This is a genomic window from Mycobacterium sp. AMU20-3851 (genome assembly GCF_043974665.1).
Lineage (GTDB): Bacteria > Actinomycetota > Actinomycetes > Mycobacteriales > Mycobacteriaceae > Mycobacterium.
Window position 1 is genome coordinate 4,168,477 of sequence record NZ_CP146371.1, and the last position, 14,005, is coordinate 4,182,481.

Sequence of the window (14,005 nt, forward strand, 5' to 3'; positions counted from 1 at the left end):
ATCACCGAATCCGAAGGAAGCCTGCCATGACAGATACCGCCACGTCCTTCGTCGACGTCATCCGGTCCCGCCGCTCTGCACGTAAATTCCTACCCACGCCCATGTCGGCAGCAGACATCCGGGGCGTCCTCGAAGACGCACAGACCTCCCCGTCGAACAGCAACACCCAGCCGTGGGCGGTGCACGTCGTCTCTGGTGCGGTGCGGGACACCATCAGCGAGCGCATGTTGAGGGACTGGGAGCAGGAGCGCCTATCGCCCGACTTCACCTTCGACTATGGCGACGGCACCTATCTGGAACGGTCGCAGGCCCACGGCGCAACTCTCTACGACGCCTGGGGAATCGGACGCGGCGACGTCGAACGCAGGCAAGAGGTGATCCGCGACAACCTGCGCTTCTACGATGCCCCCCACGTCGCCTTCCTGTTCATGCCCAAGCTCGGCGACGGAGTGCGCACGGCCGGCGATATCGGCATGTACGCCCAGACATTTCTGTTGTCGCTCACCGCGCGTGGATTTCACGGCATCCCCCAGACCATCCTGGGCATGTATGCCGGCGCCGTGCGCGAGGCCCTCGGAATCTCCGATGATCTCAAACTATTGTTCGGGATTTCATTCGGCACCGCCGATCCCGCGGCGCAGGTGAACGACCTACACATGCACCGCCTCCCCCTTGCCGACAGCGTGGTCCTGCACGGCACCCCCGGAGCCTGACGGACGGTCCACGGTCACTCCAGCCTGGGCCGTCGTCGTGCGGCCGAATGCGCCACCAGCTGAGCCGGGGAGCCCTCGTAATGGTTCAGGCGTTCATACCTCACCCATCTCTCCCGCGGCTGCAGACAACTGGAATGTCAGGACTCATACGTCTACGAAAAACTATTGACACAAACCAGCAAACCAGCGACCTACGTCCAGGTTCGACCGCGCCGTGATCATCACGCACACGGTGAATGTGAACCGTCGAGCCCAAGCCCCGTACAGGAAGGGGTCACCCGTCGTGACTTGATGGAAAAGCTGCGAGCTGCTCGGTGACGAACGTGTGATCGTCGCGGTGTGGCAGCCCGGACACCCCGGCGAAACCGACAATGCCCACACCGGTGACTCGAATCGGCACCACCCCTCCGGCCGCGGCGTATTCACCGGCGGGCAGCCGGGATTGGGTGTCGAAGTCGCGGCCCGTCTCGGTGAAGAACTCCAACACACCCAGCGAGCTGCGGCCATAACGTTTCGCGGTGTTGAGTTTGCGCTCCAGCCAGCGGTCGCTCTCGGGATACGCCCCAGGCAGCGATGTGTGGAACGCCCGCTGATCCCCGTGCATGACGCCGATCACCAATGGCAGCGACCGCTCCAATGCCGCGGCGCGCATCTGACAGCCGAGCAGCCACGCGTCGGTGTAGTCGAAACCGTCCAGCCACACCGCGTTGTCGTCGGCGCTCATGCCGTCGACGACGCCAGCCAGATGTTGAGCTCACCATCGACCGCGTACTGGTCGATCTCGGCGAGCTCGTCATCGCTGAAGCTCAAGCTGGACAGGGCGCGCACGCTGTCGGCGACCTGTTCCGGGCGCGATGCCCCGACGAGCACCGAGGACACGGCGTCCTGGCGCATCACCCAGGCCAGCGCCATGTGCGCCAACGGCTGCCCGCGCCGCTGCGCGATCTTGTCGAGCGCGGCCACATTGTCGAGATTGCGCTGCGAGAGCATGCCCTCGCGCAGCGTCTTGCCCTGGGTGGCCCGCGAACCTTCCGGGATCCCGTCGAGGTACTTCGAGGTCAGCAGGCCCTGCGCCAGTGCGGAGAAAGCGATACAGCCGATTCCCTTGTCGCTCAGCACATCCAGCAGCGACGGCGAACCGTCCTCGATCCACCGGTTCAGCAGCGAGTATGACGGTTGGTGGATGGCCAGAGGGGTACCCAGCTGCTCGAGCAGTCCGGCGATCTCCAGGGTTCGTTCCGCGGAGTACGACGAAACCCCGGCATAGCGCGCCTTGCCCGACCGCACCGCGGCGTCCAGCGCCCGGGCGGTCTCCTCCAGCGGCGTGTCGGGGTCGTAGCGATGGCTGTAGAAGATGTCGACATAGTCCAGCCGCAAGCTGCGCAGCGAATGCTCCAGGCTGCCCAGCAGATACTTCGCGCCGCCACCCTTACCGTACGGTCCGGGGAAGAAGTTGTACCCGGCCTTGGTCGAGATGATCAGCTCATCGCGCAGGTTGGCGAAATCCTCACTCAGGATGCGACCGACGTTCTTCTCCGCCGAACCCATCGGCGGGCCGTAACCATTGGCCAGATCGAAGTGCGTGACGCCGAGATCGAAGGCAGCCCGGATGATGTCGCGCTGACGCTGCAGCGGCGTGTCATCGCCGAAGTTGTGCCACATACCCAGCGAGACGGCGGGTAGCACCAAACCGGTGCTGCCGACCCGCCGATAGGTCATCGAGTCATAGCGGTCCGCCGCCGGGGTGTAGGCGTCGTTCAGCAGGGAGGGCATCGGTTTCAGTACTCCTATCGGACTGCGAAAAGGTCGGTCAGTAGTTCGATCTGCGCGTCGTCCTCCAACGCTGAGCCGACAGCGACGACGCGTGCCCCGGCATCCAGGTACGCGGTGGCGTTACGGGCGTTCATCCCACCGGTGGCGACGAACTTCGCACCGGGAAAAGGTCCCGCCATCGCCGAGAACCAGTCGGTGCCCAGCACCGAGGCGGGAAATGCCTTGAGCCAGCCGAGGCCGAAGTCCATGGCGCGCTGGACCTCCGAGCCGGTGGCGACTCCGGGCAGGTGCGGCATTCCGGCATCCAGGCTCGCCCTCGCGACCGCGGGATCGAATCCCGGCGCCACCGTGAAGGCGGCGCCCGCCGTGCGCGCGGTCGCGACGTGCTCGGCCGAGACCACCGTGCCCGCGCCGACCGGACGGCCCCGTTCGGCGCCGGCGGCAACGACGGCAGCCAGCGCCTCGACGGCTGCCTGCGACTGGATGGGCACCTCGATACAGCTGATGCCGGCATCCCAGCCACGCTGGGCCAGTTCGACGGTCCGTTGCGGGCTGAACCCGCGCAGGATCGCCATTACGGGGGTCGTTGCGAATGCTTCGTCGAACCAGTCGGTCATTGTCGCCATCCCAGCTCCTTGGAGATGTTGTCGGTCACGGTGGTCAGGTCGGGCAGCAGCTGTTTGAGCGCGTCGAGATCGGCACGGGCTTTCAGCGAGGTGATCGACACGGCGGCAACGACTTTGTCGCCGGAGTCGCGGATGGGCATCGCCACACAATTCACGTAATCCTCGTACTCGGCGTCGTCGGTGGACCAGCCGCGTTCGCGGACGTCGGCCAGCGCGGCGTCGAACTGCGCCCGCGTGGTGATGGTGGTGTCGGTGTGCCGCTCGAAGGTGGCGTTGGCCATGATCGCGTCCACCGCGGGCGGTTCCTGATACGCCAGGATGGCCTTACTGACGCCGGCGGTGTGCAGGCACACCGGTGCACCGATCTGTGAGTACAGCTTGACCATGCCGGGTTGCTCGACCTTGTCGGTGTAGATGATGCGCTCACCTTCGAGCGCGGCGAGGTGGATTGTGTGCGAGCACATCTCTCCGAGGGTGACCAGATACGGCCGGGCAAGGTTGGCAAGGTCGAACTGCTCGCGCGCCAGTCCGGCCAGCCCGGCCAGCCGGTAGCCGACACCGTAGCGGCCGTCGGGCTGGCGGCGGGTGAGACCGTACTCGGTCAGCGTCTGCAACACCCGCAGCGCCGTGGACCGGTGTACGCCCAGGTGCGCGCCGACCTCGCTCTGCGTGCGCGGCCGGATCGCCACGAACTCCAGTGTTTCCACAGCTCTTTCGATGCTCTGCGACACAGCGCTTTCCTTTCTCAGCCGCGGCCGTCGGTGACGGGCACGAAATCCGATGTGCTCGACAGTGCGCGGGCGGCCAGCCGATGGCCCATGTTCAGGCGCTCATCGGCTTCCTTCCCGGTCAACAGCCCCGACAGGTAACCTGCCGCGAACGCATCACCGGCGCCGACCACCTCGACAACCTCGACCGGCAGCGCGGGGGTGAACGTCGTTGTCGACGCGGTGATCTCGGTGGCACCGATGCCGCCATCCTTGATCACCAGGGTCTGTACCCGGTTGTGGGCGCCCATGACCAGATCGGCGATTGCCTCGACATCGGCGGTGCCCCACAGGGTCGCGGCCTCATCACGACCCACGAACACCACGTCGGACAACCGCGCGAAGTCCAGCAGCACGGGAGCGGCCTGCGTCGGGTTCCACACACCGGGGCGGTAGTTCACGTCGAATGAGATCCGCGTCGGCGACCCGATACACAGGTCGTAGAGCGTGCCGAACATGGCCTGGCAGGTGGCCGACAGGCCGGGGGTGATGCCGGAGACGTGCACCAGTGGCACTTCCCGCAGCGGTAGCCCGCTCAGGCTGTCGACATCCATCCGGGAGGCCGCCGAACCCTTCCGGTAGTAGTGCACGGTGGTCGCGCCCCCGTCGGGGTCCTTGAAGTACACGCCGGTGGGCGCATCTTCGAGATACCGGACCAGCGACGTGTCCACACCGTGCGCGGTGATCTCGTCGACGATCCGCCGCCCCAGCGGATCGTTGCCCACCGCGCTGGCCCAGGCCACGTCGTGGCCGAGTTCGGCGAGGTAGAGCGCGACGGTCGATTCCGCACCGCCCATGTGCAGGGTGAACAGGTCGGCCGTCGCCAGCGGGGTCGCGCCGACGGGTGCGACGAGCGTCATCGTCTCACCGAGGCACAGCACCTCATGCATCCACGGTCTCCTTGCGCCTCTTCACCAATGCACGTAGCCGCGGGCCGAAGATCGCCAGCGCGCTCAGGGCCAGCAGCGCCAGCGCGATACCGCTGGTGTAGATGCTGGCTGCACCATCGATCAGGAATGCGCGCCGGATGTTGCTCTCGGCCAAGGGTCCCAGGATCAGTCCGAGCACCAGCGGTCCGGCGGGGAACCCGTTGCGGCGCAACACCAACCCCAGCAGACCGAAGATCAGCATCAGCGCGACATCGAAGACGCTGTTCTGCACGGCATAGGTGCCCACCATGCAGAACACAATGATGACGGCCCAGAGATACTGCTGCGGCAGGTCCAACAACTTGATGACACCGCGCATCCGGACCAGCGACAGCGCCAGTGCGGCCAGGATCGCCAGTAACATGATGCCGGCCAGGCTGTAGACGAGGTCGGGGGAATCGACGAAAAGTGTCGGGCCGGGTTGCAGTCCCCAGATGATCATCGAACCGATCATCACCGCCATCACCGCGTCACCGGGCACACCGAGCGCCAGCGTCGTTGTCAACGAACCGCCCATGGTGGCGGTGCTCGCGGTGTCGGCCGCGGCCAGTCCCTCCAGGGATCCCTTGCCGAACTTGCCGGGGTCCTTGGAGACGCGCCGCGCCTGATCCCAGGCGACGATGCCGGCGATATCACCGCCGGCGGCGGGTACGACGCCGACGACGGCACCCACCCCGGAGCCGATCAGCGCGGGTTTGACCAGTGTGCGTCGTTCGGCACGGTTTGGCCACCACTTGCCCAGCTGGGTGATGGGCGGCGGCGTCAGATGCGGGTGCCGACAGACGATCTGGTTGAACACCTCGGCGATACCGAACAGGCCGACGATGGCCGCTATGAACGGGATTCCCGAGCTGAGCTCGTTGATGCCGAAGGTGAACCGGCCCTCGCCGGTTATCGGGTCGCGTCCGATGGCGCCGAGCAGCAGGCCGAGCACGCCGGTGGCCAGTCCCTTGGCGACCCGGCCGCCCGAGACGCCGATCATCATCGTCATGCCGAAGACCACCAGCGCGAACATCTCGGCGGGCCCGAATTCGAGCGCGATCCCGGCGATCGGCTGGGCGGCGAACACCAGGATCAACAGGCCCATCACCGAGCCGAACGCCGAGACCAGTGCCGAACTGGTCAGCGCGATACCGGCTTTCCCCTGTTGCGCCAGGGGATAACCGTCGAAGGTGGTGGCGATGGAGGCCGGAGTGCCCGGGGTGTTGATCAGGATCGAGGGCACCCGGTCACCGAACTGGGCGGCGACGTAGATGGCCAGCAGGACCGCCAGGCCTTCCAGCGGCTCGAGAGTGAGGGTGAAGCCGGCGGCCAGCGCGACTGCCATGGCGGCGGTGATACCGGGCACGGCTCCGACCAGGGTGCCCAGCAGCACACCGATCAGCAGGCAGAGGCCGATCTTCGGATCGAGCAGGGCGCTGAACCCGTCCAGAACGGCGCTCACAGCGGCACCCGCAGCAACAGGCCGAAGATGGCCCACAGGATCAGCGTGGTGACCAGGGGGAAGACGATCAGCGCCTTGATGCCGCGGCCACCGAACAGGAAGGTCAGACCGATGAGCAGGGCGACGGTGACGGCCCGGAAATCCAGATACTGCCAGGCGATTCCGTACCCGATGATGGCTGACACGGTGGCCGCCAGCGTGACACCGCCCGACCGGGTGATGCGCGGCTCGTCGGAGGACACCCGGCTGATCACCGCTTGGACCACCAGCACCACGCCGATCGCGATGATGGCGATGGACAGCGCGGTGGGCCACCACCGCGGACCGAATGCGCCTCCGTCTCGGGACAGCTCCAGCTGATCGGTGAGCACCAAGCAGGCGGCGCCGAGCGCGGCGACGGCGATACCGACGGCCACCTCGTAGCCGCGGTGATTCGGTTCACGGGTGGACTGCTCGACCACCGGATCCGGCGTCATCGATGTCAGCTCGGCGGTCACTGCTGGGCCGCCAGGTCAGCGAACCTGTCCGACTCGTTCGTGACGAAGGTGCTGGTCTCATCGGCCGACCGGTGCAGCGGGATGTTGCCGCCCGATTCGATCAGGTCGGTGTACTCCTTTGCCGCGGCGGCCTTTTCGATGGATTCCTCGAGTCGGTCGGCGACGTTGTCGGGCAGCCCGGCCGGCGCGGCGATCACGGCCCAGCTGCCGATCACCACGTCCAGCCCGAGTGACTCGGCGGTGGGAACGTCGGCCAGCGCGGGTGCCGGCTCATCGGTGAAGACCGCGAGGACGCGCAAGCGCCCGTCGTCGTGCGCCGGGGCCGTCTCACCGATACCGGCCACGACGGCGTCGACCTGGTTGCCGATCGCCGCCGACACCGCCGGTGCACCGCCGTCGAACGGAACTCCGGAGAACTCCACACCGGCGACCCGTCCGAGCTCCAAAGCCCCTGCCTCCCAGATGGATCCGGGGCCTGCATTGGAGACCGTGATGGATCCCGGGTCGGCCTTGGCGGCGTCGATCAGCTCGGCGAGCGAGGCGTAGGGGCTGTCGGCGGGGACGGCGATGGTTCCAGGCTGGGAGTTGACCTGGCCCAGGAATTCATAGGCGGCCGGGTCGATCGAGTAGCCCTGGTGCCCCAGCATGCTGACCTCCACCGGCAGCACCGCAATGGTGTACCCGTCGGGTTCCTGATCGGCCAGATACTCCATGCCCACCGAACCGGCGCCACCCGGCCGGTTCTCGACGATGACACTGACGCCCAGATCGCCCTCCATCTGCTTGCCCAGGGTGCGGGCGGTCAGGTCGGTGGCGCCGCCGGCCGCGGTCGGGGTGAGCAGCGTGATGTCGCCGCTGGGGAAGTTCTCCGCGGAGGCGCCGCTGGATGCCCGGTCTGCGCATGCCGACGTGGCGAACAGCATTGCGGCGAGGGCACAGCCGGTGATAACGGTGCGCATCGGACGCGATCGGGACACGGGAACCTCCATTGGTTCTTGTTGCACAGGGTGCAACAGTGTTGCTTACTGTGCACAGAGCGTAGCGCACATGTGACCGGCGGCATAGCCCTTCGCGTCCAGTGAGCTGCGTCCTGCCCGGCGGCCGGGTCGCCGCTTGGCACTCGGAATGGGGCCCGCACGCTCAAGTCCTCCCTGGAGCAGTCCGGAGGGATCCCCGAACTGGCCCCACTGATGTACGCCCTGGGGGATCTGCACGCAGCCACATAGCTGCGTAACTCATAACCCTCACCGTCAGCCCTTTCAATCGCCCTGGCGCTGCCGGAGACCCGAGCTATGGAACGGGTAGGGCATGTCGGTCGGGACACGCCGCTGAGTGGGGGTGGCACACTGGAGCGGTGCGATCCGAGGCTCAGTGCTGGCTCACCGACATGGACGGCGTCCTGGTACACGAAGAGCGCGCGCTTCCAGGGGCGGCCGAGTTCCTACAGCGACTCACGGCCAAGGAGCGGCCGTTTCTCGTCCTGACGAACAACTCGATCTACACCCCACGTGATCTCGCCGCGCGGCTCGCCAGGACAGGTCTCGACGTCCCCGAACACGTGATCTGGACGTCCGCCATGGCCACCGCTGCCTTCCTGACCGATCAGTTGTCCAACGGTTCGGCCTACGTGATCGGCGAGGCCGGTTTGACCACCGCGCTGCACGAAGCCGGCTACACCCTGACCGACGTGGACCCGGACTTCGTGGTGTTGGGCGAGACGCGCACGTACTCCTTCGAGGCCATCACGAAAGCGATCCGCCTCATACTCGGGGGCGCTCGGTTCATCGCGACCAACCCGGACGTCACCGGCCCGTCGGCTGAGGGCCCGCTGCCCGCCACGGGTTCGGTCGCGGCAATGATCACCACGGCAACAAACCGGCAACCCTACTTCGTCGGCAAACCCAACCCGATGATGTTCCGCAGTGCGCTCAACAGGATCGAAGCACATTCAGAAAGCACGGTGATGGTCGGCGATCGGATGGACACCGATGTGGTCGCCGGGATCGAAGCCGGACTGGAAACGATCCTCGTGCTGACCGGGTCAACCTCGGTAGAGGACATCGACAGGTACCCGTTTCGCCCGAACCGTGTCCTCCCGTCGATCGCCGAGGCGATAGAACTCGTCTGAGTCGCGATGCGTCGGCCGTCGGCGCCCGACGTCGACGACTCGACGCGGCCGGATCGTCTATCGCGGTGCTTGCCAACGCTTTCGGGTCGCGGCGATGGCCCGCCCGGCGATGCGATGGGGTTGACCGTTCGCCAAATCGATGATCGAGTCCGCAACCGACCAGGACATCTTGCCCTCGCTCATCACGACCATCTGCGCGACGCTCTGGTAGGCGGCCATGCCGACGAACGTCGCCGCCTCACGGTCATTGGTGGCCGTCTTCTTCGCCTGCCTGGCCACGACACGGTTGAGCAACCGCCCCACCCGTGAGGCTGCGAGATCCTGCAGGGTCGACTCGCGCGTGAAATGCGCACGCGAGGGTGGGGGCACCTCGGCGGCCGGCGCGGGCGGTGGTGCGGGCACCAGTCGGGTCGCGACCGCGGGAAGGTCGGAATAACCGACGATGCCCGGCCGCGCAGCGACGACGGCCGGAATCGCGTTGACGACCGGCATGGCCGTGATCACCGAACCGATTCCGACCATCTCGTCCATCGTCATCGAGCCGAACTCCGGTAGCACCCCGGCCCGCAGGGTGACGTTCGGATGGCCGCGGACCTCGATCTCGTAGGCCATCCCGATGTCCCATGCCGGGGTCAGGTCGGGGGTGATCGTCCACTTCACGGCGGTCTCGACGACGTCCAACCCGCCGACCGAGCCGATCCAGCGTGCGTAGATACCGGCGACGGTACCCGCGCGAACGTCCCGTCCGGGGATGTCGAGATCCTTTGCCGCGTACGCGAAATCGACATCGCAGCGAATACCGTCCACAGACAGGCCCAGCAGCTCGGCCAGCGCCTCACAGGTGTCGCCGAACGGGATGGTGGCATGCGCGATGTCCGCTTCGTGGTTCGTGTCACCCGCCGGACGCCCCCACCCCAGCTCGTCCTGGTTCGCGTCCCCGGCCCATGGCCCGATGTCGAAAGACTCAAGAATGCTCACGTAATTGGCGGTACGGCACACGTTGGTCGCGATCGACGCCAGGTACTGCACGTAGCCCGGGTTCACGCCGCTGCCGAACATACTCACACCACCTTCGAGGGCGGCGGCCTCGATCCGCGCACGAGCCTCCTCGCCGTAGGCGCGGCCGGTCATGAAGTGTGCCGTCGTCGCGACGTTGATGCCCGCCCGAAGCAGCGTCTCCAGATGGCCGATGTCGGGGTGCAACGGCATATAGACAACGCAGTCCGGCTTCAGCGCCAGGATTTCGTCGATGTCATTGGTCGCCGCGACACCGAGTCTGCGGTCGAGCCCGCACAGCTCACCGAGATCCTTGCCCACCTTGTCGGCGCTATAGGCGTAAACACCGACCAGTTCCAGGCCGGGGCGCTCCAGAATGCCCTTGACCGCCTCACACGAGATATTTCCGGTGGTCCACTGCACCAGGCGGATCGAGGCGTTGGTCACTGAGCACTCCAGGGTCTGGCGCGGCGGGGATCGGGCTGCAGGTAGCGCATGACGCGAAGCCTACCTAATCTCTTTACAACACTCACCCATTTTGTAAACAGCGTGATGATCCGATGCCGCTTCAGGCAGCGCCCGACGAGTCTCGGTCAGACCGGATTCGCCGTATACCCTGCTACCTCGTCCGCCAACCCCGAGGCCGCTCGCCGGAACGACCGAAGCGGCCCCACCAGAGGCTCGTTGTAGCCGGCGAACCACAAGCCCGCTGCAGCGGATGGCGTTCCGTTGCTCACCGGATCTCCCTCGGAATCGAGCACGCCGAGGTGGCCGACCATATCGTCGAGACCCTTGGTATATCCCGTGGCGGCGATGACGACATCGGGGTGCACGGTCGTCTGGTCGGAAAGCTGGACGCTGTCACCGTCGAAGGACTCGACGGCCGCCACTACCTCGATGCGGCCGTCCTCGACCCGAGGCACCAGATCGTCGCCCAACGTGGGGATGCGGGTGTCCTCGATCAACGCACGGTAGATGCCTTTGCGTGGTGCCGGGAGGCCGTTCTCTTTCAGGTCACCCCACCAGAGTGTGCGCATCACAGCTGCGGCACGGTCCAGCACCTTCACGGGCAGTCGATCGAAGGCGTCGCTGAACAGGTCGACAGGAACGCCGGCGATCGCCCGTGGCACCAGGTGCGGCGGTGTGCGTACCGACATCCGCACTCGGCCTGCCCCAGCGGCGCTGAGGCGTACGGCGATGTCGGTGGCCGAGTTACCTGACCCCACGACCAGAACATCGCGCCCCACGTACGGGCCGGCCCGGTGATAGTCGATGGAATGCAGCAGGTCGCCGGTGAACTCCCGCGCCCCGGGCCAAGACGGGGTGCGCGGAGTGTGGTAGTTGCCGGTCGCCACGACTATCGTTGCGGCACTGACACTTCCACCATCGGTGTGCAGACGCCACCCCACCGCGTCGCGGTCGATGCGCGCGACCGCCACGCCCATCCGCAGGCGCAGCTGCTGCCGCCGCACGTAGTCGTCGAAGTAGTCCACCATGGCGTCGCGAGATGGCCACCGCCCGTGCCGGCTGGGTATGTGCTGACCTGGTAGATGCGACCAGTAGCCGCACGTGTTCAACCGGAAGTCGTCATGGAATCGTCGCCACGATGACGCCGGTTCGGGTGCACGGTCGAGCACCAGGGCGTCGATCCCCCGCAGGTGGCGCAACTGCCGGGCCACGGCCAAGCCGCACGGCCCCGCGCCGATGACGGCGGTCCGCTCGTCGGCACCACTCGGTGTCTGCACTCGGCCCTCCTCTTATCCGGCCTGACCCGGTAGGGCAACCATTCCCGTCTGCCGGGGGGCTCACACATATGCCCGGGTGCCCGCTCTGGCTTGCCCGCCGGCACACGTTTGACGTGCACAGCATCCGCGCAGTCCTGGCCAGTTCAGGCAGACTCGACGCCATGAGGAATCGAGGCGATGGACCGCGAAGGATCACCGCTGAGACTCTCGGCGGGTGGGTAATAAAGTGCAATCCGGCCAAGACGGACCTGGAGCCCATGCGGGCTGCCGGCGTGGCCAACCCGGCCTGGTGCGTCGCCGACAACTACCGCGCACGGCTCATGCAGCCCGGTCACCGGGTGCTGTTCTGGGTCACCGGGCCGGCACTGCGCGGGATATGGGGTGTCGGCCGGGTCGTCGGAGCATTGTCGAATGACAACGGGCAGTTGAAGATTCCGGTTCATATTCCGCTCTTTCACGGTCCGGTCACCGCAAAGGATCTCGGCCTGATTCCCGGCCTGCGCTCGATGGAGGTGTTCCGGTCGCCTCAACAGGCCAATCCATCCTGGGTGACCGCTCCCGAGTGGGCGTTGATCGAACCGCTCCTGCTGCGTTGACACGCGCCCGCGCCTTCCGCCGATAGCGTCCTGCCATCGGTTCACGTTCGAGTCGCTGAATTCAGCATCGTGAATCAGTCAAATATCTTCTGTCCCTTTGGTTTCACCAGTCACACGGGCGGCCGGATCTGTCGGTGGTCGCACGTATGTTCGAATCATGACAACGTCGGATTTGACTACTGCAGTCGCCGCCTACACCGCGAGTGTGGACGCACTGCTGGCCGCCGACGTCGACGCCTGCTCACACCGCGAACTGCTCGCCGCGTTCGCCGACCTCGAGACCGCCACCCACCGAGTCCCCATGCTCGAATACGCGATCCTGGCCCGCCTGCAACGCGAATCCAATCCCGCCGAGTTGGGTGCGACCTCCTGGACGAAACTGCTCACCCTGCGCACCCGGATGAGCAAGGGACGCGCCCACAAACTCCTCACCCGCGCCACCCAACTCGCACCGCGGCGAACACTGCAGGGCCAGCACATGGCATCGGAATGGGAGCACACCGCCGCCGCACTGACCCGCGGCGTGTTCGGTGAGGAGCACGTCGAAGTGATCCGCAAGTTCTTCCACGCCCTGCCCACCACCGTGGATCCGATCACCCGCACCCAAGCCGAGCAGTCCCTGGTCACAGCCGCCGCCGATCTGGACCCGCACTCGTTGACCGTCCTGGCGATCCGCCTGCTGGCCCTGCTACACCCCGACGGCGACGAACCCGCCGACGCGGCCGCCCGCAAAGCGGGTCTGCACCTGGGTTCTCAACAACCCGACGGCCTGAGCTACCTATCCGGGTGGGTCACTCCGAAACTGCGGGCCATGATCGAACCCATCCTCGCCAAATTCGCTGAACGCGGCCGCCACCCCGCCCGCGAACCCGAGCCCGTAACCACCGAACCCAACCTGTTCGACGAACCCGAACCGGATCCCGTGCCCGTGCCCGTGCCCGTGCCCAATGACGTTACCGGCGAGGACAATCCATTCACCCCACCACCGTCCACCCCGCTGCTGGATTCCCAGTGGCGCACCAAGGCCCAGTACCTCCACGACGCGGTCGCAGCAGCCTTCGACCTGCTGCTGCGCTCCCAGACCCTGGGCAGGCTGAACGGATTACCCACCACCGTGGTGGTGACGACGACCCTGCAGGAACTCCAGGCCGGCGCCGGGTACGCCGTCACCGGCGGCGGCTCCCTGCTGCCGATACGAGATCTGATCTCGATGGCCGCCGCCGGGGCCTACCACTACCTCGCCGTCTTCGACGGCCACACCTCCATGGCACTGCACCTCGGACGAGCCCAGCGATGCGCCACCGGGGCACAGAAACTCGCACTGTTCGGACGCGAACGAGGCTGCACCTGCCCAGGCTGCGACGCCGCTTTCTACGACACCGAGGCCCACCACGGCCTCGCGGACTGGAAACACAACGGGCAGACCAACGTCGACGACCTGACCCTGGCTTGCAGCCCCGCCAACCAGATGATCGAAGACACCGGCTGGACCACCCGACGCCGCCCCGACGGCCGATTCGAATGGATCGATCCCACCACCGGCCAAGCCCACCTCAACAACCTGCACCACCCCGAGCGCCTCCTTGGACCTCGGGACGACGAACCCCCTCCCTAGAAACGCGCCGGGCCGGCGATATTCGCCACAGTCGTGAACCGAGTAGCGCGCACGCCCTTTAGGCGCTCCTCCACCCACTCGCGCCTAGTTCTACCGCCTTTACACCAGACGCTCAGTCTGTAATCATGACGCTCCATACGTTCACTGGACACACTGTCCAGCGAGATAGGAGCGAA

Annotated in this window: 14 protein-coding genes; 4 read left to right on the plus strand and 10 right to left on the minus strand. The window is 66.4% G+C overall.

Features of this window, described 5'->3' with window-relative positions; all coding sequences use genetic code 11:
• Positions 1 to 26 precede the first annotated feature (26 nt).
• Positions 27 to 713 (plus strand): nitroreductase, encoded by a 687-nt coding sequence (locus tag V4U86_RS19880; RefSeq protein ID WP_395307649.1) that lies wholly within the window; start codon positions 27 to 29, stop codon positions 711 to 713.
• Positions 714 to 987: 274 nt separating this feature from the next.
• Here the strand turns inward: V4U86_RS19880 and V4U86_RS19885 are convergent, their stop codons facing one another.
• From V4U86_RS19885 to V4U86_RS19920, 8 genes are read right to left on the minus strand one after another with little or no spacing between them, the layout of a single operon-like run.
• Positions 988 to 1,437 carry a heme-degrading domain-containing protein gene (locus tag V4U86_RS19885; RefSeq protein WP_395307650.1) on the minus strand — a complete coding sequence of 150 codons (450 nt, stop codon included), beginning with the start codon at positions 1,435 to 1,437 and terminating at the stop codon, positions 988 to 990.
• Positions 1,434 to 2,486 carry an L-glyceraldehyde 3-phosphate reductase gene (gene mgrA / locus V4U86_RS19890; protein ID WP_395307651.1) on the minus strand — a complete coding sequence of 351 codons (1,053 nt, stop codon included), beginning with the start codon at positions 2,484 to 2,486 and terminating at the stop codon, positions 1,434 to 1,436. Before mgrA ends, V4U86_RS19885 begins: the two co-directional genes overlap by 4 nt.
• 14 nt (positions 2,487 to 2,500) lie before the next feature.
• Positions 2,501 to 3,112 (minus strand): bifunctional 4-hydroxy-2-oxoglutarate aldolase/2-dehydro-3-deoxy-phosphogluconate aldolase, encoded by a 612-nt coding sequence (locus V4U86_RS19895; RefSeq protein ID WP_395307652.1) that lies wholly within the window; start codon positions 3,110 to 3,112, stop codon positions 2,501 to 2,503.
• Positions 3,100 to 3,843 carry an IclR family transcriptional regulator gene (locus tag V4U86_RS19900; protein ID WP_395307653.1) on the minus strand — a complete coding sequence of 248 codons (744 nt, stop codon included), beginning with the start codon at positions 3,841 to 3,843 and terminating at the stop codon, positions 3,100 to 3,102. The genes V4U86_RS19895 and V4U86_RS19900 overlap by 13 nt, the downstream gene beginning before the upstream one ends.
• 14 nt (positions 3,844 to 3,857) lie before the next feature.
• On the minus strand, positions 3,858 to 4,769 hold the full coding sequence (locus V4U86_RS19905) for a sugar kinase (RefSeq protein WP_395307654.1): 912 nt from the start codon (positions 4,767 to 4,769) through the stop codon (positions 3,858 to 3,860).
• Positions 4,762 to 6,252, minus strand: coding sequence for a tripartite tricarboxylate transporter permease (locus V4U86_RS19910; RefSeq protein ID WP_395307655.1), 1,491 nt, complete (start codon positions 6,250 to 6,252; stop codon positions 4,762 to 4,764). Before V4U86_RS19910 ends, V4U86_RS19905 begins: the two co-directional genes overlap by 8 nt.
• Positions 6,249 to 6,728 carry a tripartite tricarboxylate transporter TctB family protein gene (locus tag V4U86_RS19915; protein ID WP_395307656.1) on the minus strand — a complete coding sequence of 160 codons (480 nt, stop codon included), beginning with the start codon at positions 6,726 to 6,728 and terminating at the stop codon, positions 6,249 to 6,251. Before V4U86_RS19915 ends, V4U86_RS19910 begins: the two co-directional genes overlap by 4 nt.
• 17 nt (positions 6,729 to 6,745) lie before the next feature.
• Positions 6,746 to 7,726, minus strand: coding sequence for a Bug family tripartite tricarboxylate transporter substrate binding protein (locus V4U86_RS19920; protein WP_395307657.1), 981 nt, complete (start codon positions 7,724 to 7,726; stop codon positions 6,746 to 6,748).
• Between the two features lie 377 nt (positions 7,727 to 8,103).
• Between V4U86_RS19920 and V4U86_RS19925 the strand changes: the two genes are divergently transcribed.
• The gene (locus V4U86_RS19925; protein WP_395307658.1) at positions 8,104 to 8,877 is read left to right on the plus strand and encodes an HAD-IIA family hydrolase; all 774 of its coding nucleotides are present in this window, start codon (positions 8,104 to 8,106) and stop codon (positions 8,875 to 8,877) included.
• Positions 8,878 to 8,934: 57 nt separating this feature from the next.
• Here the strand turns inward: V4U86_RS19925 and V4U86_RS19930 are convergent, their stop codons facing one another.
• Positions 8,935 to 10,320: an NAD(P)H-dependent amine dehydrogenase family protein gene (locus tag V4U86_RS19930; RefSeq protein ID WP_395307659.1), complete on the minus strand. Its 1,386-nt coding sequence runs from the start codon at positions 10,318 to 10,320 to the stop codon at positions 8,935 to 8,937.
• Between the two features lie 146 nt (positions 10,321 to 10,466).
• Positions 10,467 to 11,618, minus strand: coding sequence for a flavin-containing monooxygenase (locus tag V4U86_RS19935; RefSeq protein ID WP_395307660.1), 1,152 nt, complete (start codon positions 11,616 to 11,618; stop codon positions 10,467 to 10,469).
• Between the two features lie 257 nt (positions 11,619 to 11,875).
• Here V4U86_RS19935 and V4U86_RS19940 point away from each other — a divergent pair, with 257 nt between their 5' ends.
• Both V4U86_RS19940 and V4U86_RS19945 read left to right on the plus strand, forming a co-directional pair.
• Entirely contained in the window at positions 11,876 to 12,214 is a 339-nt protein-coding gene (locus V4U86_RS19940) for an EVE domain-containing protein (protein ID WP_395307661.1), read from the plus strand.
• 157 nt (positions 12,215 to 12,371) lie between these two features.
• Positions 12,372 to 13,829, plus strand: coding sequence for an HNH endonuclease signature motif containing protein (locus V4U86_RS19945; protein ID WP_395307662.1), 1,458 nt, complete (start codon positions 12,372 to 12,374; stop codon positions 13,827 to 13,829).
• Positions 13,830 to 14,005: the final 176 nt, after the last annotated feature.

Excerpts from the sequence above, each read along its gene's own strand:
- V4U86_RS19880 (WP_395307649.1), top strand. The coding sequence starts at position 27 with ATGACAGATACCGCCACGTCCTTCGTCGACGTCATCCGGTCCCGCCGC.
- V4U86_RS19895 (WP_395307652.1), bottom strand. The coding sequence starts at position 3,112 with ATGGCGACAATGACCGACTGGTTCGACGAAGCATTCGCAACGACCCCC.
- V4U86_RS19940 (WP_395307661.1), top strand. The coding sequence starts at position 11,876 with ATGCGGGCTGCCGGCGTGGCCAACCCGGCCTGGTGCGTCGCCGACAAC.
- V4U86_RS19905 (WP_395307654.1), bottom strand. The coding sequence starts at position 4,769 with ATGCATGAGGTGCTGTGCCTCGGTGAGACGATGACGCTCGTCGCACCC.
- V4U86_RS19945 (WP_395307662.1), top strand. The coding sequence starts at position 12,372 with ATGACAACGTCGGATTTGACTACTGCAGTCGCCGCCTACACCGCGAGT.
- mgrA (WP_395307651.1), bottom strand. The coding sequence starts at position 2,486 with ATGCCCTCCCTGCTGAACGACGCCTACACCCCGGCGGCGGACCGCTAT.
- V4U86_RS19885 (WP_395307650.1), bottom strand. The coding sequence starts at position 1,437 with ATGAGCGCCGACGACAACGCGGTGTGGCTGGACGGTTTCGACTACACC.
- V4U86_RS19915 (WP_395307656.1), bottom strand. The coding sequence starts at position 6,728 with ATGACGCCGGATCCGGTGGTCGAGCAGTCCACCCGTGAACCGAATCAC.